Source organism: Shewanella sp. MM_2022_3 (genome assembly GCF_022557375.1).
GTDB classification, from domain to species: Bacteria; Pseudomonadota; Gammaproteobacteria; order Enterobacterales; family Shewanellaceae; genus Shewanella; species Shewanella xiamenensis.
This window is the reverse complement of record NZ_JAKZGV010000039.1, coordinates 1-23,534: the sequence shown is the minus strand read 5'-3', so window position 1 is coordinate 23,534 and position 23,534 is coordinate 1. Positions and strand designations below refer to the sequence as shown.

The following is a 23,534-nucleotide window of genomic DNA, read 5'->3' as shown; positions in this document are numbered from 1 at the left end:
AATTGACCGACCACTAAACGCAATACCTTTGCGACAAAATGTCCCACTTATCTTAACTGTTCTTGCATTTATGTGCTCTTTAAGGGTTTTTTTGGTACATCGATCCCATTCCCATCCACGACACTATTGAGGTGCAGATGGGACTTTCTATAATCGCTATCAAGTACTTTAGTGGTCTCTTTTTTTCTAATACTTATCCATATAAGGAATGTCTAATGCAAAGGCGTGATTTTTTGAAAGGTGCAGCAATTCTCTCGGCAGCGGGAACCGTGATGCCAGTGTTGGCGGCGTCGACCCAAGGTTTAATGGTCGATAAAGCCTGCGGCCGTCGCCGTTTTACCTTAACCAATACCTATCAATTAGTCGCGCCAGAAGGCTCATCCGGTGTGGTGAAGTTATGGGTGCCGCTACCCGAAAACACGGCCTTTCAACAGGTTGAAAAACTTAACTTTAGCGGCACTTATCAAGATGCTTATATCAGTGCTAATAACCATTATGGCGCCAAAACCCTGTTTGCGACTTGGCCCGATGCTAAAGGTAAAATGACCTTAACATTAGAATTAGTGATAGAAACCCAAGATTGGGAACCCCTTAAAAGCGGCGAGTTAAGCCATTATCGCGCGCCAGTAAAACCTGAGTATCCTGCTGAAGTCGCTATCTACCTTAAGCCAACCAAGCATATGCCAGTGGACGGTATCGTGAAGCAGACCGCCGATAAGATTGTGGGTAAAGAGACCGAACCACTCAAACAAGCACAACTCATTTATAACTGGGTGAGTGCCAATATGTACCGTGATAACAGTGTGATAGGTTGCGGTAATGGTGATGTGGCCGCGATTCTTGAAAGTGGCAAACTCGGTGGAAAATGTACTGATATCAACTCAGTGTTTGTGGCGCTGATGCGTGCAGTGGGTGTGCCCGCCCGTGAGATGTTTGGAATTCGTTTAGGCCAAGCGATCAAGATGGGGAAATACTCTAAAAAAGCCTTTGGCAGTGCTGATGACAAAGGGGTTGCCGATGTCACTGGTGGCCAACATTGCCGTGCCATGTTCTACCTTGCTGGTTATGGCTGGTTACCCGCCGATCCTGCGGATGTGACTAAAATGCGCCTCACCGAGAATAAAGAACATAACGACCCTGCAGTGCAAGCGGTGAATGACTACCTATTTGGTAACTGGGAAATGAATTGGGTAGGCTTTAACTATGGCCGTGACTTTGACTTATTCCCCGCCGCAGAGCAGACTCCACTCAACAATTTTGGTTACCCTTACGCTGAAGTGGATGGCGACCCTGTCAATTACTATGAGCCAAAAGTATTTGCCTATGACTACCAGTCAAGCGAACAGCGTTAAGCAGCTGTTAGCCACCATGACCGCCGCAGTGATTGCGGCGATCGCCTCCAGCCTTTGTTGTATTGCGCCTTTAATCTATTTAGTGTTTGGCGTCTCTGCGGCGGGGCTGTCGGGGCTATCGAGTTTAGGTTGGTTACAAGTGCCCATGTTGATCCTGTCAACCGGGCTTATCTTGTTTGGTTTTTGGCGTTTGTACTTTGCTAAAAAGCCGCTTTGTACCGGCAAGTTTAGCCGAGGACAAATGTTGCTCATCTACTGGCTTAGCGTGCCGATTGTGCTGGCCTTTCAGCTGTATCCCTTTGTTTTACCTTGGTTGCTTGAGGTGTTTGAATGAAGCCACTATCACGTATCACAGGATTTACCACACTATCGACCCTATTAGCCATCACATCATTAGGATTTACGCCCTCCACTTGGGCAGACAATCTGTTGGTCACACTCGATGTTAAAGGCATGACTTGCCCATTGTGCGTCACCGTCGTCAATCAAGCTCTGCGCAAAACCGATGGCGTGATTAAGGCCAAAGCCAATCTGAAAACTGAGCAAGCGGTAGTGACTGTCGCTGAGGATTATAACCTCGACAATCTGCTAAAAGCTGTTGATGCCACTGGATACAAAGGCAGCATCAACAAGGTTGAAAAGCAGAGTTGAGAAACTTTTAGCCGTTCGAGTGAGTCGTTAGAGCAGGCTAATCTTGGCTTTCTAGAACGGCTTTTAAGCGCGCAAAGGTTTTCATTGAGTCAGTGGCTAACATCGTTTGATAGGCTGGATTTTGGGCGTGTAACTCATATTGATTCGGTGCTGTTTTTCTAACAACGCGGAGCAAATACTGGTTATCACCCGTATCTTGCTTTATCTGGTGGTGTTGTGGTTTTTTTAAAACGATTCAGATTGCTCTTGCTACAGTTAATATTAAGTCCATTTTGCGTATTTCCTAATAAGTTCAGTCCTTTAAATAGCTTGATATTAAGACACATAGCTTGGGTTGACGAGTTTTATTAGGGGTTTCTGATATTAACTATCGCGCTGGCGGGGGATGGAAGGGGTTAACAGGTGAGTGTTAACCCCTTTTTTGAAGCGTTTTACTTCAGTTTTTTAAATCATTTTTGACTAATTTTTAAATCATTTTTTGAAGAAGGCTTCGTTGGTGCCGTATGGGCCTAAATCTAAGTCGCGTTTGCGGATGGCATCTACACGGTCGAAGGCTTCTTCGGCCACGCGTAGGTTTTTCACATCTTTACGCCAGTAGTATTTAAATCCATCAAAGTGGGCGTTGTTTGGATACCAGTAAAACACACCTAAACCTTCTTTATTGAGGATTGGGGTGTTGTGAATATGGGCACCAGGAATATAGAAGTACTGACCTTTTGCTAAGGTTTCAAATTTATTGTTCGCCAGTGTTTTACTGGTGCCGTTGACCACGTAGTAACACTCTGGTTGACCGTGGAAATGTGGTTCATGGTCTGATTTCAAACCATTGGTGATACCGATAACCATTGGGCTGTCTGAGAGTTCTTTCCAGATATAACCCACAGGTGAGTTTTTAGGATCACAGTTTTTGGCTTCGAGCACGTTACCGTGGTCATCCAAGGTTTTACAAAAACGTTGGTCTGCGGCAATGCTGTCATTGGGTTTGATGGTGTTAAAGTCGATTTTGCCTGCTTCCCAATCGGCAATGTAGGCCTCGATTTCTGGGTTACTGCACTGCTCAGGCATGGTGTTTTGCGGCACATAGGGTGTGCTGTCGTACGGCACTGGTGTCATTTGTTGATAGGGCAGTTGCGCATGGTTACATTGTGGGCCTTGAGCCATAACCGCTGTAGACGTTAGTGCGGCTAATCCAAAAAGCATTTTTAATTTCATCATTCCAATCCTATTTTTGCATCGCTTAGTGGCGATATTGTGTTGGTTATGTTGTTACGTGACTAACAATAAAGTGATTGGTTGATGGTAAAGGTGAATTGGATCACGGCATATTTTGAGTGGCAAACTTATTCGTGACTCTACTCGCGAATAATCTTACCGTCCGAGCCGCTTTACAGCTGCAATTGCATGCTGAGCTGGGCATAGTTGGCCATTCCCTGCTGCGCATTGGGATGGGCTGAGCTGTTGTTATCTTCAATTTGATAGCGGCCCACTTCAATACCTAGGGTGAGTGCTTGGGTTAAATTGGTAAACAAATTCACACCAATGTGGCTGCGATCCGTTTGTTCTCTCTCTGTGCGAGTATGACCAAAAAAGAGTGTCGAGCGGGTGTAGTCAGTCCAAAAGTGCCTGTAGGCAAACATGGCTGATGTCGAGGTTTCTAATTCTCCTTCAATAATATCGCGCGCGGCATCGGTGCCGACATAACGACCTAGGTGGCCGTAGTGCAATTGTAGGCGCAGATCATCTTGGCCAAAGGTAAAGAGTTTGGCAGCAAGGGAGAGCCCGCCAGCCCATTGCGAAGTGCCCGCTGGATCTAAATAACGCACTAAGCCTGAGAGAGACACATTGCCCCACTCGCCGGATTGGTTGTAGCGGGCAATCATATCTGGGATGTAGTCATGGCTGGTATCAATCCAGTTTGGTTTGGCTGCTGTAACGCTGGTTAGTCCATCCGTTTGGGCTTGGGTGCCGTAGGTGTAGGGATTTTCGAGGGCGAATTGCCATTGTTCGGTGCTATAGCGGATAAGTGCTTGTCTTACCATGGCTTGTCCAACTAATGGCCCACCTAAATCGGCTGTTTCGGCAAAGGTACTGGTATTGACTAAGGTTGACCAGGTTTGCCCGGCGGTGATGCCTTGATAACTGATATAGGCATGCCTAAGCCGTGGACTGTAGGAGTTGGAGATAATCGGATTTCCTTGGCTGGAGCCAACAAAATCGATTTCGGCAAAGGCTTTGGCCTCATCGGTGTTGAGTGTCAAATTAAAGCGGCTTTCTTGGGCGCCAAATTGGGTGCGTTTGCAGTGCTCAACAACTTTGCCTCCACCTGTCCAACTGTCTTGAAAGGCTAGATTGCCCTCAACAAAGCGAGTGTTGGCCTTAATAAAGCCGCCTAATTGCACATCGGCGGCATATAGTGAGGATGAACAGATAAAATAAACAGCAAGTGTAGGTAAATATTGTAGTTTCATCGTTCACTCTATAAGAAAAAAGCATAAAAAAAGCCCTAACGAATAGGGCAAAAAAAGGTATAGCAGTCTAAAACGGCAGGGAGGAGGGACGTCCTAAACTGCGCAAATATTAGAAGTAGTAACCAAAGTTGATGTTGATACGTTTATCCCAATCGTTACCGACTTCAGGTAGGCCAACGTGGTCGTTATTGGCGGTCGAGAAGGTCATGTTTTTACCCATGACAAAGTCAATCATGGTGTAAGTTGGGCCAGCTGAAATCGCCATACCGGTGACGTTTTGCATACTGTTGTCGTAGCTATCGTCATCAACATCAGGCGTCATTAAACCAAAGTCGTTATAAAACTTAATGCTGCCCCAATCCGTGTTAACGGTTTTGGCAATGTTGATGTTATAGGCTTGGCCTTTTGAGGCGATTTCGTACTGCCAGCTCACTACCGATACGCCAATTTTGTTGTCGTCGATGGCATCTGCAGCGTTGTATTCATACTGCATCGCCTGCATTTGTAGGTTCCAGCCGTTGTAGCTGCTGTCTACATGCAGTGCGACAGCATAGCGGTCGCCATTATTACCGGTTTTGCTGTTGTAGATTTGGCCGACCTGTACTGAGCCACCAAAAGTGGTTGCGCCACCTTCGTATTCGGCGGTGTAGGTTTGGCGCACGTTGAGTTGGTTGGTTTCTTCGTTGTTGTATTCAGTGCCATTGATGGTGCCGGTATACAAGTCAGTTGAATAACGCTTGTTTTCGGTTGGGCCGTATTCGGCATTTTTATAAAACGCTAAATCCGTGTGCCAGCCGTTTTTCTCATAGGTCGCTTTTAAGCCGATGTCATGGTCATCTTCAAAGCCTAAATAGTATGGCAGACCAAACCACCAACTGTTAGAGATAAACTCGCGGTTACCAAAGGGCACTTTGTTGATACCAAATTGCAGTTGCCAGTCTGGATCAATGTTATAGTAGCCATAACCATACTTGATGTAGTTAGTGCCTGAGGTAAAACGGTATTCCGCCGCTAAACCGAAATCGCCTTTTTTACCATCAAATTTGATGGCGGCCATGTCGAAGTTAAAGTCGCCGCCTTTATCCTTCGATTTTTCATCATAATCGCGATAGCCATAGTTAACGCGCACGGCGCCGCCAACATTAATGCCATCTTCTTGCTCTGCGGCAAAGGCGTTAGTTTGAGATAGTGCGATAGCGGTTGCCACCATGGACAACATAAACCGAGTGGATTTTTTCATCATCATTACCTTTCTTAAGTTTTTGTATTATAAAAATTAAATTACATTTCTTTGAACCAAGTTCGGTGGCATTCAGCGCACACTGGAGCCTTTTTCTCATGCTCGCCGTGACAGGCTAAGCAGCTGGCGCCTTCGTTGTAGTGCAGTGATTTGTGTGGATGGGCTTCAGGGATGGCAAGCTTGGACTCATCCACCGCAATACTGGTGATTTCGCCATGACATTCAACGCAGGCCGCATCGGTGGCATTTTGTTTACCCGAACCTTGGTGACACCCTTTACAACCATCTTGGTAGATAAATTCGTGGTTGGTTCTGCCTTGGGTGCTGCCTTTCATCTTGACGAGGTCTCCGGCATTGGCTGCGCCAGTGAACAGAGTTGCAACAACGAGTGTGAGTAGTAATGTTTTCATCATGATTTAGGCCTGCATGTCAGATTTGATGGTTTCAGCAACGATAATTCCCATCGTTAAGCACTCTAGACAAGCTGTTGAACTTAAACGGGTTCCACCGTGAGTTCCGCCTGTCGCTTCGCCGACGGCATAGAGCTTTTTGATGGAGGTCAGTGACTGGCTGTGTATGACTCGCGCACCTAAATCGGTTTTTAAGCCGCCCATGCAGTAGTGCACTTTTGGCCAAATACGCGACACAATAAACGGCGCTTTAAGCTCAACTGCCGTATCCATCATGCGGCCAAATAAAGGGTCAATGCGCTGGGGCACTTGCTTGTTGTACTCGGCAACGGTTTGTTTGAGCTGTGCAAGTGGGATATTGAATTGCTTAGCTAATTGCTCAAGGCTATCGACTTTCCAAGCGATTTGGTCACGTACCGCGCGGGTCACTTCCTCTGCACCAACATGATCGTCATGGTTAAAAAACACCACGGGATAGGCGGGTGAGCCATCTGGATGACGGTTTTTCATAATGGCATCGGAGCAGGTTTTTCTATCGGCGCGTTCATTCATAAAACGCTTACCGTCTAACACATTGACTGAAATTCCTTTATGGAAACCAATCGAGAGCAGAGCATTTGACCAGCCAAAGCCGCCTTCATCGGGCGAGCCCCAGTGACCTGTTTGAATAAAGCTCATATGAACCGGAAAAGCACCGTGGGCCATAGCCGTTAGCGTGACTTCGCCAGTTGCGCCGAGTGCATTGGTACAATCTAAGGTTTTATCTAATGCAGGGTCGACCAGTTCACGTAGTACTAAGTTACGTGAGAAACCACCGTGGGCAAGGATAACGGCCTTGTTGGCTTTGATGTAGATCGTTTTACCGGTTTTGAGATCCGGAAAGCGATAATTTTGACGCACTTTCAAGCCAACAATCTGTTGGCCATCCATGATGAAGTCTTCAACATAGTGTTGTAGACGGTATTCAACGCCTTCTTTTTTACCTGCTTCGTACAGCTTTGTGGTGATATCGCCACCGACACCGTGCTGAGTGCGAATAGCACGTGCTTTATTGTGGCCACCCACTTGTTGGTTAAAGCCTTCGCGGAATTTGACGCCAGTGTCGATACACAATTGGTAGGCATCGAGGGCGCGATTGGCAATTTGTCGCAGCATGTCGGTATTTTGCATACCGCGGCCAGAAATGATTTGATCCTTCACTAGCTCTTCGGGTGAGTCATCATTGATCCCTTGAGCTAATTGAATTGGGTTTTTAGGGATAGCTAACCAGCCACCGTTGATCGCAGAGTTACCCCCGATCACCTGCATTTTTTCTAATACCAGTATCGAGCCTAGACCTTGACGCTTAGCATTTAGTGCGGATGACAGACCCGCAAAACCCGAACCCACCACAATCACATCACGAGTTTCATCCCATTTAATGTTTGAGGCGCATTCAGTGGCTGATGCTGCACTTGGTAGTGCCGCTGCGATACCGCCGACCGCTGCGCTTGCACCTAGCTTTAAAAAACTTCTTCTATCATGCATTTTTTGTTAACCCTCTATGTCAGTTACCAGCAAGATAGAGGTTATGAACCGCGCCTAAGGAGAAGTGAGTCACGACTTTTTTTCAGTGACAATTTTATTCGTGAGTTATCTCGTGAATATCTTTTCTTTGAAGTAGATTGCTTTAATAACGAACGAGATGAAGATAATTTAATCTATGAAAGTATGCTGTTGATAAAATGTAAGTTTGAGGTAACTCACAAAGGTTGGTATTTAAGAGGTTTGGATGTGACCTTTATCCCGATTAACTCTTTACTGTCTATAAATATTATTTGTTAGCAACACATAATGTACTTTTTACGTATGTTGGAATAAATGAATGAAATGTCCATCTGATTCACTCTCTATTTTACGTTGTAATCAAATATTGGATGCGGCTGAAAGGCTGATTGAATCACAAGGTATTGTATCATTTAAGTTTTCCCAGCTGGCACATGAGGTTGGATGTTCTACAGGTACTTTATATAAGTTTTTTGAACGTAAAGAAGATGTGTTGGTTTGTTTATTTTTAAGAAGTGCAACATCAAATCACTTACCGATATTTATCCATAAGAATCCAGAGTTAACTGCACAAGAGAAAGTGCTTTTACCGATATTATTTACCTTTGAAACCATTAAGCGCAGTAGTAGCTTTTTTACGCTGCGTTCGGTGTCGGTAAATACCATGGTGTGGAAATTGGCGAGTGATGAAAAAGTTGAACGTTTTAAAAAACGTATTAATGCTTTTTGGGGGTGGTTTACAGACTCATTACATTTAGCGGTTGAGAATGGTGAATTAGTCGCCACTCCATTACAAATAAAAGAATTAGTTCAAGGAATTACCTTTTATCTAACGGGTGCTCTGACACAATTTGAAAGTCAATTGATTGCGCCTGAGTTTTTATCTGATCGCCGTGAAACCTGTTATCGACATTTGGCAAACCTGATGGCGCGATACGATTGGAAAACGCCGTTAACCTTTGCGCTGTTTGATTCGTTAGAGGCCAGAACCATCAAGTTTTTTGACCAACATTATCGTGACCATATGACCTGCGCAGCCTGTAGCGCGCTATCAAATACCGACACCAAGGCATTATCTCCCTGTACTCGTCAGTGTGGTTAGGGCGTCCTGCAATTCGGGTTTTATTCCACTCGCAGTGAGCGAGCTTTGTCTCACTGCGACTAAGAATTAGGCTTATTAAATCATAAGCTTAATTTCAAAATTTATGATTGGCTAGCAACCAAGCAAGTTCGGCGGCGTTACTCACCTGCATTTTTTGCATGACTTTTTGCCTATGCAACTCAATGGTTCGCTGCGCGATATCTAGCTCCGCTGCAATGACTTTGTTCATTTTCCCTGCCAGTATGCCTTCCATCACCTGCGTTTCACGCTGGCTGAGGGTGGCGAGTCGATTGGCAATGTCTGATTGCAAATTTTGTTGTTGCCATTTTTGCTCAGTATGTTGTTGGGCTTGGGTTAAAAGCTGAAATAGCTTCTCACCATCAACCGGTTTTTCAAGAAAGTTGAGTGCGCCCTGTTGGATGCAGTCTACGGCCATGGCAATGGTGCCGTGACCGGTGAGCATGATGACGCTGATTACACTTTGCGCTTGATTTAAATGGCTTAGCAGTGCCACGCCATCCATACCTGGCATTTTGATGTCCAGCAGTAGTACGGCGGGTTGCTTGATATCAACGCTTTTTAAAAACGCATCCGCAGCGTTAAAGCCTTTGCAGTTAAGCCCCATTCCTTCGAGCATCCAGCTTAACGAATCCAGTACATCTTGATCATCATCTACAAGGTAAAGTGGTGTCATTTGAGCTCTCTTAAGCTGATGGCTGGTTGAGTGGCAGGGTGACTTTTACCGTTAACCCCGGCGCGGCATGTTGTGCTTCAATTTTACCTTTGTGTTCCTCAATAATGCGTTTGCAGATAACCATGCCTAGGCCAAGCCCTTGGGGTTTGGAGGTTTCAAAGGGAAAGAATAAGCGTTCGAGGGCGTTATCACTCAGGCCGCAACCCGAGTCAGTGATATGAATATAGACGCTTTCGCTTGTGGTACCTGTGTCGATAATCAATGACTTATGGGGGCTGTTTTCCATGGCATCTAGGGCATTGCGTAATAAATTCACCAGCACTTGCTGGATCAAACTGGCATCGGCAAATACGGGTAAGGTTTGTAAGTTGACTTTAGGGCTGAGTTTGAGCCGCTGAAATTCAGGTTGCATCAAGGTTAAGGTTTCTTCTATCACGGCGCGTAAATCACAGGGCTGGTAATCACTGGTTTGTTGGCAAAATGTGCGCAGACGATGGATAGTGGTTTGGGCTCTATCGACCTGGTTGATGACCTTATTGAGCGCGGTAGCAAGCTCGGCTTGGGTGTTATCTAGCCGATATAAACAGCCTTGGGTGAGATAGCGAATACCGGCCAGGGGTTGTTTTAGCTCGTGGGCAATGCCTGAGGCCATTTCGCCAGTCAGCAGTACCCGTTGGGCGCGGTAAAACTGTTGTTGTTGCTCGAGTAAGATTTTTTGGGTGTGCTGATGATGGGTTATTTCGGCAGATAGGGCTTGGGTGCGTTTGACCACTAAACGTTTAACCCTTAAGTGATGAATATAGCCCAGTAGCAAAGCAAAAATGAAGCTTGCACCCCAAGGTAAGGCATTGTGCAGTAATCGCTGCCAGTTAGTGACAAATGGCCATTGCTCTAATTGTTTTAACAGTTCAAATACCGGGCTATCGTCCACGGGGGCTGACCAATATTGATATCTTCCTTGCACCGCCGCTTGGCTCTCCGGGGGTATTTGCAACAGGCTGGTGACCACTTTGGTAGCAAGTTTATGATCCGTATGGCCTAATTTGGTTAAGGCGTAGCCGGGATACAACTGTGTGGACACTTCGCAGGCAAAATCAGGATGCGGTTGCTTAAGCACCACTTTTAATTTATTCGCCGGAATGAGTCCTCGCTCTAGTGCGTTTTCCAACACACAGCTAGGTAATACCGCAACATCAGCCTCACCCGATAACAGCATTTGCAATAGTTTTTGCTGTGGAAAACCAATAAAGCGCAGCTGGGGAATATCGCGGTAGGCATTGATGCCTTTGGTTGCCATTGTCGCTGCAAAAATTTGAAATCCGCCAAAGGCTTGCGGGTCGCTTGATACTAACTTTTCATCTTTAAGTTGTGCCCATTGGCTCAGGTTGTTGTCAATTCGCGTGACGATGGCAGAGCCGATGCTTTGTTCGGGTGAATGCACGCGGTTATGGACTAGGGTGATTAAGTGACTGGTGCCATAGTTTTTTTTAAATGCGACCGTGGTGAGGGCGTTGCCAATTAAAAAGTCGATACGTTGCTTAGCTAATGCTTCATCTAATTGAGTTGGCGTTAATGGCGTGAGTTGTACTGGACGATGCAGCTGCTGACTCAGCCAATCAGCGGTAGGCTGCCAATTGGCCATGACTTCATCGGGCTCATTAAATGCCATGATACCAATCCGCACCGGATCACTTGCAGGGGGAGCAGCGGCAATGGCGGGCAGATTGAAGCCAATAAAAAAGGCCAGGATAAACATTAATCGAGTGAAGAATTGATACATGGTTTAAACCTGACAGGGCGATTTCATTAAGTGACTTAGGCTCCAAGAAGCATGTGTTGCAAGCGGCCAAGTCATCACATCTGGTGTAATGGAGATAATATGGCCAACAATATTGGCCATATTATGCCTATTAGTGATTACTGATATATTGAGCCGCTTCACACATTAGCCTAAGGGTTGAACTTAGCGCGATATTGTTCAAATTGTGGGGTGGCGATTTTGTTGCCTTGTTCATCCAGAAACCATACCGCTTCAATATCGCCAATACGCTTTATTAAAGCTTGCGCTTCTGGCATCGGTAATAAAAACAAACTGGTTGAAATCACATCAGCAAGAATGGGATTATTCTTCATAATAACCGATACTGAGATACCTTCTTTTTTCGGATAAAGTGTCGTTGGATCAATGATGTGATGATATTCTTGACCATCTACAGTGTAATAGTTTAAATAATTACCACTGGATACAATGGTAATATCTTCACCTTGAATTATTTCATGGTAGATCTCGCCGTTATTTATCTCGTTAAAATCTTTATGTTCTAATTGATATTTACGGATTAATGGGTTTTCGATTGCTGTAATAAATTGGCGACCATCTGGATGTGTACCAAAGTGGCGGATGTTTCCACCAGCATTAATCATAAAGGCAGTAATATTATCTGCTTTTAGTTGGTCATATACTTTTTCAACCATCCAACCTTTAGCAATACCACCTAAATCCAGCTTCATTCCTGGTTTCATTTGAATGGTATTATTGTTTACATCGAGTTTTATCTGTTTTATATCAATGTATTTTGCTGCATTGGCTAATTCAGTGTCGCTGGGAAGTTCGCATGCGCCACCCTGTTGGCAACGTTTACGATAGCTTCGCCAAACTTCTAAAACGGGGGCTAAGGCAATGTTAAATCGCCCTTGTGTAATGCCATGCCATTCGATGCTGGTGGTTAACAGTTCGGTCAGTTTTGCATCGATATGGTGTAATTTTTCAGGATTGTTATTGATGCTCTGAATATTGGTGTAACCAGGGTAAGTGCTAAAGTTTGATGCTAAATAATGATATTCCTGCACCACATTAAGTGCATGGCATAATGCTGAGTAGGCTTTGTTTTTGTCTGCCTCATAAATATCAATGGTAATGGAAGTGCCAAAATATTTTAACGTATTCATACTGCCTTTTCCGTGCTCATAATTAAATGTTGCATTGGTATTGCAGTCGAATGGTGAAAAAGTCGCATTTGCCATTGTTGGCGTAAAAAAGAGATAAATTAATACAGTAAAAGATAATAAATATTTCATACAACCCCCATCTTGATGATGGGGAATTAGTAGCATGAATTGTCGTTGATGACAGTAATCAATCTGCAAAGTGTTAGCTAACTCAACTATTTTGAATTGAGGTTGGCATATTGCGGTTATCCGCAATTGTCGAATTCTTTCCGAGGTCTATGCTGACGGCAAGTTCATTAGTTGAAGAGCGTTATATGATGAAAACTGAATTACATTTCAAAAAAAGTTTGCTTGTCAGTGCGGTTGCATTCGCAACGTTTGCCTTAGCGGGTTGTGCCAATACTACCCCTCAAGGGAAATATATTGATGGCGTCCATCATGTCAGCGGTAAGGGCAAAAAGAGTGAAATTACCCTTGAGGTTAAAGTTGAAAAGGGCAATATCACTCAGGTAAAAACTCTGTCACATAAAGAAACCGAGTCACTGTACCTCAATGCTGAGCGTTTGCTACCCGAGATTGTGAGCCGTAATGGTCATGAGGGGATTGATGCCATCTCAGGCGCAACCTACTCATCCAATGGTATTTTAAAAGCAATCAATGATTTACCTCGTGTAGATGGCAGTAAGCCTGAATATCAAAGCGTGGGTGCACGCAGCCAAACAGGGGATGATGACTTTAAACTGAAATGGTCTATCCAACCGCGTTTAGGCTTAGTGAAAGGTGATTACTACTTTGAAGAAGCCCGTTTCCGTCAAGGGCATATGGGTAGCATGTTGGTGGTAGTGGATTCAAACAACCTTCAGGATGTGATCCTGGCCGAGTTTAATGAGAGTGGTCGTCCGAATTACTATACCCGCCTTTACCAAAATGTGCCTAAGCGTATGTCTGAATACAATTTTTCTATGGGCAAAAAGAAAGGTACCGCATGGGTACAATCCGCATTAACCATGGAAAAGTTAATGATGGAAAAAGACCAACTTACCTTTGAGTTAAATCCTCACTACGATCCTAAGTTAGGCAACCAGCTCAGCGAGCCTAACCGATTAAAATATCAAGGTATTGATATTGTTGCTGGCGCCTCAAACAGCATTCAGCAATCGATGATCCCCTTGACCGCTAAGATCCATAGTCGGATTCAAGCAGGAGCGAGTGATGCGCTTTTTTATCAGCAAGCCGAAAAATTGCTCGATGAAAAAGGTCGCTGGACAGGCGTTACTGCAATGCTGCGGTTAGTGGTTGATAAAAATAGCCACAAAATTACCCATGCCCATTACGATGAAATCTTTGCTGACGAGAAGAAAGATATCCAAGACGCCTCATTGAAAGCATTTTATCGTCAATCCAAATATGACTCGATTAATTATGTTGAACCCGCGCGTATCGGATTTAACGTGATGATTGATGCCTTATCTTCGCATCTGAAAGAGGGTGGTTCGCTGTTCAATATTAATGATTTACCTGCGGCAGGTGATACCGGTAGTTACGCTCAAACCGGCTTTACTAAGCGTTCAGATGCCTGGGACAACTATCTGCGACTCGCTGATGTGTTGTACAAGCAAATGCGTGCCGATGGCGTGATTAATGAACATGCCTTACCTGCTCAGTAATATTGGATACCTAACATGATGAATAAATCATTTGCTATTTCGATGCTTACCTTGGCGCTATGTGCTACACAGGCCGTGGCCGATGAACATAAGTTTTATGGTCGTATCGATTATTCGGTAACCAATTCCGATAGTGGCAGTGCGACGCATAAAAATAAAAGCGGCACCGTATTAGAAAATAACTTTACGCGCATCGGTATTAAAGGCGCTAGCCAATTAACCGACAGCACCTCACTGTTTTACCAAATTGAGGTTGGCGTAAATGGTGAGAGCCAAGATAGTGGCGATAAACCATTCTCAGCACGCCCAACATTTATTGGTGTGAAGCACAGCACTTATGGTGCCTTAGCGGTTGGACGGATTGATCCGGTATTTAAAATGGCTAAGGGGATGTCTGATGCAATGGACAATTACTCCTTAAAACATGACCGTTTATTTGCCGGTGATAAGCGTTGGGGTGACTCCTTTGAATACAAATCCGCCCATTGGAATAAGTTGCAATTAGGTGTGAGCTATTTATTGGAGGACAATCATTACACTAATAATGATAACCGCCGTGATAATGGCAATTACCAGTTAGCGGTTACCTATGGTGATAAGTTCTTTAAAACGGGTGATGTGTACGCTGCAGTTGCCTACAGTGACGGTGTGGAAGATATTGAAGCTTACCGTGGCGTTGTCCAATATAAGTGGGATAAGTGGCAGTTTGCGACAATGCTACAACATTCAAAATTGGTGAATACTGATAAAACCGATTGGCAACAGCGTGAAGGTGATGGTGTTATCGTTAGTGCCAAATATCAATTAGGCCAATTATCATTAAAGGCCCAATATGGATTTGATAACTCCGGTATCGGATTAATCGCTAATCGTGTTTATGCCAGTAAAAACACCCTAATTGATGAGGTGCCAGAAATCTCTCAGTGGGCGATTGGTGCTGAATATAAATTAAGTAAGTCAACACGGCTACACACCGAAATTGGTCAGTTTGATGTGAAGCAATATGATGATTTTGACGATACCATTGTTAGCCTTGGTATGCGTTACGACTTCTAAAATTTATCAATAGTTTGTCACCTTGCTAAGTTATGTACTGTATTTAGCAAGGTGATAATTATTTAGCTTGGTTGTTATTTTTGCAACATAGTGTTTACTTTGTTTCGCTGGCAGTATTTTTTGCTTTAAACCACTATTTAGTGATATTTTGAGTTCGGTGCTTTTCTAATTATTTAATATTCCCTCCTTCTTCAGCCCTCGAAAGATATAGCATTAAGCGACACGCCAAATAGCCGTTAAGCCTGCATAGAAAAAATACTATGCTAATGACTACTATATAAGTAAAAAATAACCTAATAATTTTATTTATGTTGCATGAACGGGCATAATGCGGCGTTTAATTATTTAGTTACAAGGAATAACCATGAAGTATTTGGTTAGCGTAGTGAGCTGTTTTCTATTATTGGCCTGTTCCTTTGGGGATGCTGATGTGGAGTTTAATCCTAAAAAAGGTGAAGAGCGTGCATATCAAGTGTATAGCTCCACCAAGATTACAGTTGATACGGATAGTCGTACCGAAACAGTGAATACCACATCCCATCAATTATTGCGTTATAAGGTTCTCGATACGGGCACAAATAGTCGGTTTGAAGTGCATGTCGATTATATGAAAATGCGTGATGGTCAAGGGAGTGGCGTGAGTAGTGGCGAACGGGCTGAACGGAACCCTGAAATGCACGCTATTTTTTCACAGGGTTTTGAATTTACATTAAATTTAGACGATGGCAGCGTTAAAGCATTTAGCGCACTCAACAAGCCTGTATGGCAAGCGCAGTTGGCTGAGCGGGGGCTTGAACTGGAGCAGGAGCTTAAAAAGCTATTTAGTTCATCGGTCTTTCTTAACAGCATACCCGCTAAAGAGGGCGCTATCGTTGCGCTTCCAGCCTATCAAGGCCATGCTAATGCCAACCTTACCGTGTTAAAAGTCACAGAGACACATGTACTGGCTCAAGTGCAAAGTGACGGTGCCCAAGCCAACATTTACGGCCAACTGATGCTAGAGCGTGAGCGAGGTTGGCTAGTGCAGATGGCTTTAGTCGCTGAAGCGCCATTTGAGCGTTATGGCTTTAAAGGTGTGATGCGCAGCAATGTGATAATGGTGCCCAGTGAGCGAAAGCTGGGTGACCTGTCGCAACGAGTGGGTTTTGATTACGATTTCCCGCCAACAGCGTACCCAAAACAACCTGAATTAGTGCTAGAAGATGCGAATAAAACCTTAGCGGAAGAGGCGGTATTTGCGCTTGATGCAGGTTACTTTGACCTAAGTGATGACCAACTAAGCCTTGCCTATCAGCATGATGTTTCAGGTTTAAAAGCCTCTGGTGATTTTCACTTAACCGATATCACCGCCCACAGTGCCGATGGCAGCGTGCTGCCAATACAACTATTTAAGGTCGGTGGTTACAGTTATCCTGAAAAGGATGGTTTTTATCGTTCCCTTGAGCAACATTTGCTTATCGGCTGGAACGAGCCCTCGACACTGTTTGATCAGGTAGCTGAGTTTCGTGCTAAAGCCCATTATCAAGGGGCGAAACTGGTCAAACTGACCTTGACGCCAGATCCAAGCAAAACGGTGACCTTGCAGTATCAAGATTTACAACTAGAGCTGACCCCCGTTGCCGATAAACCCTTCACTTATTTGCTGACATCGCAGGATGCGACCAATACATCTTGGTTGACTGGCCGATTTGACGGGGCTGAAGGCGCTATGCTGAAGTACCAAACCCCGACTACGACAGGGCCGGATTGGTTAACCCCTGCTGAGCTGAATATGTTGGCGTTAGTCTCATCGGAGCAATATCAATCCACCACCCTGTTTAGCTTTCCTGCTGAGCCGCCGACGCTCACCATTTATGTTAATACTGCCGCGGATAGTCGCGAATTGACTAAAAATGTGCGTTTTATTCCGATGAACGATTACACGCAAAATACCAACTATCCCCCAGTGTATGAGACGACGCTTTACCGTGATGACATGTATGCGCGTTACGATGAGCAACCACAACCCTTAATCCCCGATGATCCCGCATTACTCGAACCACAAATGCTGGCCAAATACGGCGTTGGTTTACAGTTAACCTCCGAGCAGGCCGCGGTGTGTCGTTTAAGCGTGATGGATGCGCCCCAAGTCGATGGTCACACGTTGCAATGGACATCTATCAAATCTGAAAACAGCTTAGTGGAGCAGCTCGATAAGTCTGTACAGTATCAACTGACGAGTGCCGATGGCATCCGCCGCAACTTTTATGGTATCCGTGTGGCCAGCACTTTAGCCTGCACTGGTACTCCTCAATGGCAAGCACTTGCCTATCAACCTAAACAAGGTTGGCTGATTGATATCACCCAACTGCCCAATTTGGATACGACTCAAACGGTGGCCGACTTTATGCGCCGTTATCGTTTTTTAAATGCGCAGAATGTAGCGTTAGCTCCAGCTCCAGCGTTAGCTCCAGCTATTCAAGGTGATGGCAGTGATTTTTATCAGCGCCCGTTGCTGCAAGTATTACGTGAGGAGCGCTGGTTTGTGCTGGCAGGGCGAGCTGCCGCGATAGAATATCTGACCATCAGCGGCGATCCAGTGAATAAGCAGTGGATTACCACCTTCCCAGCATTACCTTAAGGAGCCGAATATGAGAGTTTTATTAATATTATCAGTGCTCTTTATGTCATTTAATTTGTCTGCGGAGCGGATCTTACTCGACGAACAATGGCGCCTTAGCGATGTGCCGGGTGAAGCCATCTATTATCAGCAGCAAGCGGCAACAGCGCAAAATGGCGAGTGGCCAGTGCAGCTATTTTATCTGGAGACGGATAAACCGGTTTTTAAGGGCCGCGTTAACAGTCCCAATTTAGCGGAGAGTTATATCGTTGGTGATTTCGAGTTCTTCTACCCCGACGGTCAACTGTCTCGCAAGGGCAGTAGCGATGCACAAGGGCGTTATCAGGGAACACATTTGCATTACTGGGAAGATGGAAAACTCTCGGGAGAGTACCACTACCTGAATGGCCAGTTACATGGAGAGCAGAAAAGTTACCATACCAATGGTCAATTACGCGACCATCAACATTATGTGAATGGTGTGGAATCTGGATTAGCGCAAAGTTATTTTGACAATGGCCAGCTGCAAACACGGGTAACCTATGGCGCTAACGGTATGGAAGGGCTTTATGAAAGCTTCCATAACAATGGGCAGCCGGAGCAAACCGTGAATATGGTGGCGGGAAAAAGAGAAGGTGAGCGACTGTATTGGACAAAGGAAGGTTGGTTATTCACCAAAGAGTTTTATCTTAACGGCAAAATACATGGCGAAGTGTTGGTTTACCAAGCGGCAGATGTGTTACAGGAAATTAAACACTATCAGCATGATAAGCAGGTAGGGATACAGCAGCGTTTTGATCCACAAGGGCGGTTAGCAGCGCAACAATTGTATGATAAGGATGGCCGCGAAATTCAAAATATTAGCTACGATGATGCAGGCAAAGTAACAAGCCAAACTGACACACAGTATCTTGCCAAAGGCCAGCTAACTACTGAAAAACGCTTCGATGCAACTGGAGCATTAACCGCTCAATATCAGCGTGATACTGTAAAGGACTGGAGTCTGCGTCAGCGTTTTACTGCAACCGGTGAGTTGATTGAACGGGAAGAACAACTCAAGGGACTGCATGACGGTTTGTATATTGGGGATGGCTGGAATGGTTATGTCCGACGGATTAACTACAGCAAAGGTAAAATGCACGGCGCATATCGCGAAGATAATGCCTTAGACGGTGGATTTGTCACCGGGCAATATCATTTCGGTGTAAAGGTCGGTAGGTGGGTGACCAAAAGCGCTGATATGACCCGTAATGAGCAGTTTAATCAACAAGGCCAGCTTAACGGTGAACAAACCGAAATCGCCGCCGATGGCACGCTAATGCTGCAAGCGTTTTATCAAAACGAAAAATTACATGGTGCGTATTTACAGCGTGGCTTTGATAAACAATTGCAGGCTCAAGGCCAGTATGTAAACGGTCAACGTGAAGGTAAATGGTTGGTTGATGACAGTAGTTATAACCAGGTTAAGCTCTGGCACGGGCAGTACCGTGCGGGCCACGAAGTTGGTCGCTGGCAAGCGTTTTCGGCAAATGGCCATTTATTAGGGCTGATGCAATATGATGATAAAGGCCGCTTGCAAGGTAAAAGCTACAGCTTTAACGAAGATGGCAGCTTGGAGCGAAGCGAGGAGTACGTTGATAATCAATTACACGGTCAATTAGTGTATTACTTCAATGGTGAAGCCTCATCCGTGTATCACTATCAAAAAGGGGTTGATGTTGGTCAATAGCAGAACGGTAATCGCCCAAAACCCATCTTGGGCGATTTGAGGTGAACTGAACGTATTGGCTCAAGGATGAGCTAATGCACATCAGCGCTAACGGTGTGCTTTAAGCCAGCGTCCTGGTGGCATCCCAAATTCTCGTTCGAATGCGCGTGCAAAGGTTGCACTGCCACTGTATCCACCACTCAGTGCAACCTGAGCAATAGGTTCCCCAGCCAATAATTGTTGGCATGCCATCATCATTCGCCACTGAGTCAGATACTCAAGTGGCGATAATCCCGTCAACAGTTGAAAATGAGCCGCAAAACGTGAGCGAGACATGCCCGCTTCTTTCGCGAGTGTTGCTACTGTCCATTTTTCCTCATAACGCTTATGCATCACGCCAATCGCACGCGCTAGTCGTGGATCAGATAATCCAGCCAATATGCCTTGTTGAGTGTGGCCATTATCAACGATGTAACGCAACAATAAGATAAATACGGTCTCCAACAAGCGAGTGATAATAGGGGCTTGGCCATATTGATTCGCAAATGCCTCTGAAAAAAGTAGGGTGACTAGCGGTTTTAATTCTGGCTGTTCACTCAGCGGTAGCACTAATACATTGGGGAGTGCCATTTGTATTGGGGATTGGTTTCCTTGTCCAAATGAAACGCTCGCACAGACGAGATCACATCCTTTAGCATCAACGGGTTCCATGCTGTGTTTAAGCCCCCGAGGAAAAAGGATTAGGCAAGGTTCTGTTAACAATCGTGGTTCATCAAATTCTTGATAAAGCGTCATCGCACCCGCGTTAAGCAAGTGTAGATGGCCCCCTTCAGGATAATCTTGGCTAAGCGAGGTTTGGCATAAGTTACCAGCAAAAAACATCGAAGCACGTGGCGCTGTATGAGCCAATAGAATTGAGAGAGGATCCATTTTGAGACGATAGGCGTTTAATTAAGGACTATTTGCGATAAATCGTATCATTGTGGGCTGTAAGCTATCAACCGTAACTTACACAATTAAATTGGAGCACGACTATGAGCCGTATTAAACCTGTTTCTCAACCTTCTTCAACTGTTGCACCAAGCTTTGCGGCAATGCAGCGTAACCTTGGTATGGTACCTAACCTATATGCCACGTTAGCTCACTCACCAGTATTATTTAATGGATTTTTGGCTTTTGCTGACGCACTAGGTAAGGGGCGGTTAACAACGACTCAGCGTGAATTACTCGCGTTGGCAATTGGCCAAAGTAATGAGTGCCAATATTGCCTATCTGCACATACATTGTTAGCGAGTAAGGCCGGCCTATCAGTTGACGCGATAAAGTCTGCGCGCCAAGGAAATGCAGAGTCTCCTCTCGATAATGCTTTGTTGCAACTGGCGACCGCGTTAGTTCATCAACGTGGAGTGCTCACCGATGAACAACTTGCTAATGTTCGTCACGCTGGCGTTGATGATGAATTAATGCTCGAAGTACTCGGCCAAGTTGTAGTCAACACCCTGACCAACTATGGAAATCATTTGGCCGCAACAGAAATTGATTTCCCAATAGTTCCTTTGCGTCCTTAGCCAAGGAGCATTTATGAAACAATATGATAAAGGTTTTTTGCTTGCTCTTGGCGGTGTGGTACTGACACTCCTCTGGATTGGCATATTTAAGTTTACGCCAACCGAAGCGGCAGCAATTCGTCCTCTCGTTGCAAGTCATCCTTTGATGAACTGGCTCTATAGCATTTTATCTGAACAGGGAGTATCTAACTTAATTGGTGTGGTTGAGATAGTCACAGCAATAGGACTGGTGATAGGGATTTGGCGCCCACGTGTTGGTTACTGGGCGAGTTTGAGTGCACTCATCACTTTTGTCATGACGCTGAGCTTCCTGTTGACCTTACCCTCGGTATGGAAGTTGGTTGATGGTGTACCGGTTACCGAGTTCTTTATTCTCAAGGATTTGGTATTTCTGGGTGTGGTTTGGTCTTACCTTAATCAAAATAAGGCGCAACTCATTCGGGCATCTTGAGCTATTAGTATGACAACGTAAATATATGTGCAGTGTATATCGTCCATTTAAATAAAGTCATTGATATAAGCACAGCCAACTATTTTTATCGTAAATATAAAAAATGCCGAGTGATAATTCACTCGGCATTTTGATATTTTTGATAGGAAAAGTTTACTTAGTAAAAAACACGAGTGTCCAAGGTATTATGTATGCTTGGATCACTGTGAGTAAACCAATAAAAGTACAGAAAAATAGACTGTGCTTTAGAGTAAAGCGGAAAAGATCAGATTCTTTGCCCGCTAACCCTGTAGCAGCACAGGCAACCGCAATAGATTGTGGCGAAATCATTTTTCCTGTTACCCCACCAGTCGTATTTGCGGCGACTAATAACTCCGGTGTTACACCAATTTGGTTTGCAGTGTTGGCTTGCAGCGCACCAAAAAGAGCATTTGATGAGGTGTCTGAACCGGTTAAAAATACCCCTAACCAACCTAAGAATGGTGAAAAGAACGGGAAAGCCACTCCAGTGCCTGCCAGTACTAACGCTAAGGTTGAAGATAGACCTGAGTAGTTTGCTACAAAAGCGAATGCTAATACTAAGCCTATGGATAATATCGGGAATTTTAATTCAATTAATGTTTCTTTAAATGATTTAAGTGCATTGCTTACTGACATTTTAAGAATAAAAATTGAAATTATTGCGGCTAATAGAATGGCGGTTCCTACAGCGCTTAATATATTGAGTTTATATATTGCAGCATAGGGGGTTTCTTTAGTCACAATCGGGGCTGTTTTTATCACTAAATTATGCAAGTAAGGCACTTCGATACTGATAGTGGCAAAACTTAGTGCGAGTTGTACATCTTTTAAACTCCACAGGGTTACAATCGCGGTAAGAATAATAAATGGAGACCAAGCTTTAAATATCTGACTATTAGAAAACGTAGATTTTGGCGTAATAGCTCTTTGTTTCATTCCTGAAAAAGTGAAAATTTCTTTTGGTTGCCATACTTTTAAAAATAATGTCAAACAAACTAGGCTGACTAAAGCAGAAGTAATATCGGGTAATTCAGGACCGATAAAGTTTGAGGTAAAAAATTGTGTAACTGCAAATGAAACGCCCGCCACTAATGTAGCGGGCCATGTTTGACGAATTCCCCTAATACCGTCCATCATCGCAATAAGCCAGAATGGCACTATTATCGATAATATTGGCAGTTGACGGCCAGCGAGTTGTCCAATATGGAATGGATCAAGTGATGAAACCTGACCTGCGACAATGATAGGAATTCCCATCGCGCCAAAGGCTACAGGCGCTGTATTCGCGATTAAGCAAAGTCCTGCTGCGTACAACGGATTGAATCCAAGCCCGACTAATAATGCCGCAGTAATAGCCACGGGAGCACCAAAACCCGCCGCTCCCTCAAGGAAGGCTCCAAATGAGAAACCAACCAATAGCATTTGTAAGCGTTGATCTTCTGTCACTGAAATGACAGAGGAACGTATAATCTCGAATTGGCCTGTTTTAACGGTGATTTTATATAAAAATACCGCGGTAATAATGATCCAAGCTATAGGCCAGAGACCATAACTAAAACCATATATCGCAGATGCAACCGCCATAGTGACAGGCATTTTATAAGTAATTATTGCAACCGCTAGGGCAATCAATAAAGTTAAAGCTCCGGCAATATAACCTTTGAGTTTTAACACCGTCAAAGCTAAAAAGAAAAATACAATAGGTAGTAAGGCGACTATTGCAGTTAGCCACAAGCTACCAAGTGGCGTATATGTTTGGGTCCAAGTCATAGGGAGGTAGGTCCATGTAGTTATAGTATGTTAATAAACGGTATTGCATACGCAACGTCACAGATACTAATGTTTGGTGATGTAGATGTAATGTTTCTTGTTGTGATAAGTGACTTTGGTCACGCTATATGTGGAAGCATAGGGTTTTAGTCAGATGGCTGGCGAGTGAGTGCATAAATTTAGTGCGTTAATGCTATTTAGCTAAATTAGTTTTTATTTATTATATTGAAAGAGTTATATCTTTATTAGAGTAACTGAATTTTAGCTGGTGATAACCTTATAT

The 23,534-nt window shown here is 44.4% G+C and carries 20 protein-coding genes; 10 read left to right on the top strand and 10 right to left on the bottom strand.

Features of this window, described 5'->3' with window-relative positions:
• Nucleotides 1-215 precede the first annotated feature (215 nt).
• Genes MMG82_RS16345 through MMG82_RS16335 form a run of 3 tightly spaced genes read left to right on the top strand, consistent with a single transcriptional unit; the run spans nucleotide 216 to nucleotide 2,003 of the window.
• Nucleotides 216-1,352, top strand: a complete 1,137-nt coding sequence (locus MMG82_RS16345) for a transglutaminase domain-containing protein (RefSeq protein WP_047539625.1) — start codon at nucleotides 216-218, stop codon at nucleotides 1,350-1,352.
• 16 nt (nucleotides 1,353-1,368) lie between these two features.
• A complete protein-coding gene (locus MMG82_RS16340) occupies nucleotides 1,369-1,686 on the top strand; it encodes a mercuric transporter MerT family protein (protein ID WP_047540796.1) in 318 nt (105 codons plus the stop codon).
• A complete protein-coding gene (locus MMG82_RS16335; protein ID WP_052184041.1) occupies nucleotides 1,683-2,003 on the top strand; it encodes a heavy metal-associated domain-containing protein in 321 nt (106 codons plus the stop codon). Before MMG82_RS16340 ends, MMG82_RS16335 begins: the two co-directional genes overlap by 4 nt.
• A gap of 471 nt (nucleotides 2,004-2,474) precedes the next feature.
• On the opposite strand, the gene MMG82_RS16330 is transcribed toward MMG82_RS16335, so the two are convergent.
• The 5 genes from MMG82_RS16330 to MMG82_RS16310 form a co-directional block, all read right to left on the bottom strand.
• Complete coding sequence (locus MMG82_RS16330) at nucleotides 2,475-3,218, bottom strand: cupin (protein ID WP_037425485.1); 744 nt, start codon at nucleotides 3,216-3,218, stop codon at nucleotides 2,475-2,477.
• A 170-nt stretch (nucleotides 3,219-3,388) separates the two neighbouring features.
• Entirely contained in the window at nucleotides 3,389-4,471 is a 1,083-nt protein-coding gene (locus tag MMG82_RS16325) for a hypothetical protein (protein ID WP_047539627.1), read from the bottom strand.
• A gap of 109 nt (nucleotides 4,472-4,580) precedes the next feature.
• Nucleotides 4,581-5,714 carry a membrane protein gene (locus MMG82_RS16320; RefSeq protein ID WP_037425559.1) on the bottom strand — a complete coding sequence of 378 codons (1,134 nt, stop codon included), beginning with the start codon at nucleotides 5,712-5,714 and terminating at the stop codon, nucleotides 4,581-4,583.
• 38 nt (nucleotides 5,715-5,752) lie between these two features.
• Nucleotides 5,753-6,124 (bottom strand): cytochrome c3 family protein, encoded by a 372-nt coding sequence (locus tag MMG82_RS16315; protein WP_099457720.1) that lies wholly within the window; start codon nucleotides 6,122-6,124, stop codon nucleotides 5,753-5,755.
• Between the two features lie 3 nt (nucleotides 6,125-6,127).
• Entirely contained in the window at nucleotides 6,128-7,648 is a 1,521-nt protein-coding gene (locus MMG82_RS16310) for a flavocytochrome c (protein WP_047539630.1), read from the bottom strand.
• A 337-nt stretch (nucleotides 7,649-7,985) separates the two neighbouring features.
• On the opposite strand from MMG82_RS16310, the gene MMG82_RS16305 reads away from it, so the two are divergent.
• Nucleotides 7,986-8,768, top strand: a complete 783-nt coding sequence (locus tag MMG82_RS16305; protein WP_047539632.1) for a TetR/AcrR family transcriptional regulator — start codon at nucleotides 7,986-7,988, stop codon at nucleotides 8,766-8,768.
• 94 nt (nucleotides 8,769-8,862) lie between these two features.
• On the opposite strand, the gene MMG82_RS16300 is transcribed toward MMG82_RS16305, so the two are convergent.
• From MMG82_RS16300 to MMG82_RS16290, 3 genes are all read right to left on the bottom strand, one after another.
• The gene (locus MMG82_RS16300) at nucleotides 8,863-9,462 is read right to left on the bottom strand and encodes a response regulator (protein ID WP_241407107.1); all 600 of its coding nucleotides are present in this window, start codon (nucleotides 9,460-9,462) and stop codon (nucleotides 8,863-8,865) included.
• A gap of 10 nt (nucleotides 9,463-9,472) precedes the next feature.
• On the bottom strand, nucleotides 9,473-11,242 hold the full coding sequence (locus MMG82_RS16295; protein WP_241407106.1) for a PhnD/SsuA/transferrin family substrate-binding protein: 1,770 nt from the start codon (nucleotides 11,240-11,242) through the stop codon (nucleotides 9,473-9,475).
• 170 nt (nucleotides 11,243-11,412) lie between these two features.
• Entirely contained in the window at nucleotides 11,413-12,540 is a 1,128-nt protein-coding gene (locus tag MMG82_RS16290) for an FAD:protein FMN transferase (protein ID WP_241407105.1), read from the bottom strand.
• Between the two features lie 185 nt (nucleotides 12,541-12,725).
• Between MMG82_RS16290 and MMG82_RS16285 the strand changes: the two genes are divergently transcribed.
• From MMG82_RS16285 to MMG82_RS16270, 4 genes are all read left to right on the top strand, one after another.
• The gene (locus MMG82_RS16285) at nucleotides 12,726-14,078 is read left to right on the top strand and encodes an FMN-binding protein (protein ID WP_241407115.1); all 1,353 of its coding nucleotides are present in this window, start codon (nucleotides 12,726-12,728) and stop codon (nucleotides 14,076-14,078) included.
• 15 nt (nucleotides 14,079-14,093) lie between these two features.
• A complete protein-coding gene (locus MMG82_RS16280; RefSeq protein WP_231570523.1) occupies nucleotides 14,094-15,134 on the top strand; it encodes a porin in 1,041 nt (346 codons plus the stop codon).
• Between the two features lie 364 nt (nucleotides 15,135-15,498).
• Complete coding sequence (locus tag MMG82_RS16275; RefSeq protein ID WP_241407104.1) at nucleotides 15,499-17,754, top strand: hypothetical protein; 2,256 nt, start codon at nucleotides 15,499-15,501, stop codon at nucleotides 17,752-17,754.
• A 10-nt stretch (nucleotides 17,755-17,764) separates the two neighbouring features.
• On the top strand, nucleotides 17,765-19,462 hold the full coding sequence (locus MMG82_RS16270) for a toxin-antitoxin system YwqK family antitoxin (RefSeq protein WP_241407103.1): 1,698 nt from the start codon (nucleotides 17,765-17,767) through the stop codon (nucleotides 19,460-19,462).
• 87 nt (nucleotides 19,463-19,549) lie between these two features.
• Here the strand turns inward: MMG82_RS16270 and MMG82_RS16265 are convergent, their stop codons facing one another.
• Complete coding sequence (locus MMG82_RS16265) at nucleotides 19,550-20,371, bottom strand: AraC family transcriptional regulator (protein WP_069454512.1); 822 nt, start codon at nucleotides 20,369-20,371, stop codon at nucleotides 19,550-19,552.
• A 104-nt stretch (nucleotides 20,372-20,475) separates the two neighbouring features.
• Between MMG82_RS16265 and MMG82_RS16260 the strand changes: the two genes are divergently transcribed.
• Nucleotides 20,476-21,009: a carboxymuconolactone decarboxylase family protein gene (locus MMG82_RS16260; protein WP_037415794.1), complete on the top strand. Its 534-nt coding sequence runs from the start codon at nucleotides 20,476-20,478 to the stop codon at nucleotides 21,007-21,009.
• A gap of 13 nt (nucleotides 21,010-21,022) precedes the next feature.
• Complete coding sequence (locus MMG82_RS16255) at nucleotides 21,023-21,460, top strand: DUF417 family protein (RefSeq protein WP_037425515.1); 438 nt, start codon at nucleotides 21,023-21,025, stop codon at nucleotides 21,458-21,460.
• Nucleotides 21,461-21,613: 153 nt separating this feature from the next.
• On the opposite strand, the gene MMG82_RS16250 is transcribed toward MMG82_RS16255, so the two are convergent.
• Nucleotides 21,614-23,251 (bottom strand): lactate permease LctP family transporter, encoded by a 1,638-nt coding sequence (locus MMG82_RS16250; RefSeq protein WP_037415799.1) that lies wholly within the window; start codon nucleotides 23,249-23,251, stop codon nucleotides 21,614-21,616.
• Between the last annotated feature and the right edge of the window lie 283 nt (nucleotides 23,252-23,534).

Excerpts from the sequence above, each read along its gene's own strand:
- MMG82_RS16290 (WP_241407105.1), bottom strand. The coding sequence starts at position 12,540 with ATGAAATATTTATTATCTTTTACTGTATTAATTTATCTCTTTTTTACG.
- MMG82_RS16255 (WP_037425515.1), top strand. The coding sequence starts at position 21,023 with ATGAAACAATATGATAAAGGTTTTTTGCTTGCTCTTGGCGGTGTGGTA.
- MMG82_RS16340 (WP_047540796.1), top strand. The coding sequence starts at position 1,369 with ATGACCGCCGCAGTGATTGCGGCGATCGCCTCCAGCCTTTGTTGTATT.
- MMG82_RS16265 (WP_069454512.1), bottom strand. The coding sequence starts at position 20,371 with ATGGATCCTCTCTCAATTCTATTGGCTCATACAGCGCCACGTGCTTCG.
- MMG82_RS16335 (WP_052184041.1), top strand. The coding sequence starts at position 1,683 with ATGAAGCCACTATCACGTATCACAGGATTTACCACACTATCGACCCTA.
- MMG82_RS16305 (WP_047539632.1), top strand. The coding sequence starts at position 7,986 with ATGAAATGTCCATCTGATTCACTCTCTATTTTACGTTGTAATCAAATA.
- MMG82_RS16270 (WP_241407103.1), top strand. The coding sequence starts at position 17,765 with ATGAGAGTTTTATTAATATTATCAGTGCTCTTTATGTCATTTAATTTG.
- MMG82_RS16320 (WP_037425559.1), bottom strand. The coding sequence starts at position 5,714 with ATGATGAAAAAATCCACTCGGTTTATGTTGTCCATGGTGGCAACCGCT.
- MMG82_RS16250 (WP_037415799.1), bottom strand. The coding sequence starts at position 23,251 with ATGACTTGGACCCAAACATATACGCCACTTGGTAGCTTGTGGCTAACT.
- MMG82_RS16345 (WP_047539625.1), top strand. The coding sequence starts at position 216 with ATGCAAAGGCGTGATTTTTTGAAAGGTGCAGCAATTCTCTCGGCAGCG.
- MMG82_RS16295 (WP_241407106.1), bottom strand. The coding sequence starts at position 11,242 with ATGTATCAATTCTTCACTCGATTAATGTTTATCCTGGCCTTTTTTATT.
- MMG82_RS16315 (WP_099457720.1), bottom strand. The coding sequence starts at position 6,124 with ATGATGAAAACATTACTACTCACACTCGTTGTTGCAACTCTGTTCACT.
- MMG82_RS16300 (WP_241407107.1), bottom strand. The coding sequence starts at position 9,462 with ATGACACCACTTTACCTTGTAGATGATGATCAAGATGTACTGGATTCG.
- MMG82_RS16260 (WP_037415794.1), top strand. The coding sequence starts at position 20,476 with ATGAGCCGTATTAAACCTGTTTCTCAACCTTCTTCAACTGTTGCACCA.
- MMG82_RS16285 (WP_241407115.1), top strand. The coding sequence starts at position 12,726 with ATGATGAAAACTGAATTACATTTCAAAAAAAGTTTGCTTGTCAGTGCG.
- MMG82_RS16325 (WP_047539627.1), bottom strand. The coding sequence starts at position 4,471 with ATGAAACTACAATATTTACCTACACTTGCTGTTTATTTTATCTGTTCA.
- MMG82_RS16330 (WP_037425485.1), bottom strand. The coding sequence starts at position 3,218 with ATGATGAAATTAAAAATGCTTTTTGGATTAGCCGCACTAACGTCTACA.
- MMG82_RS16275 (WP_241407104.1), top strand. The coding sequence starts at position 15,499 with ATGAAGTATTTGGTTAGCGTAGTGAGCTGTTTTCTATTATTGGCCTGT.
- MMG82_RS16280 (WP_231570523.1), top strand. The coding sequence starts at position 14,094 with ATGATGAATAAATCATTTGCTATTTCGATGCTTACCTTGGCGCTATGT.
- MMG82_RS16310 (WP_047539630.1), bottom strand. The coding sequence starts at position 7,648 with ATGCATGATAGAAGAAGTTTTTTAAAGCTAGGTGCAAGCGCAGCGGTC.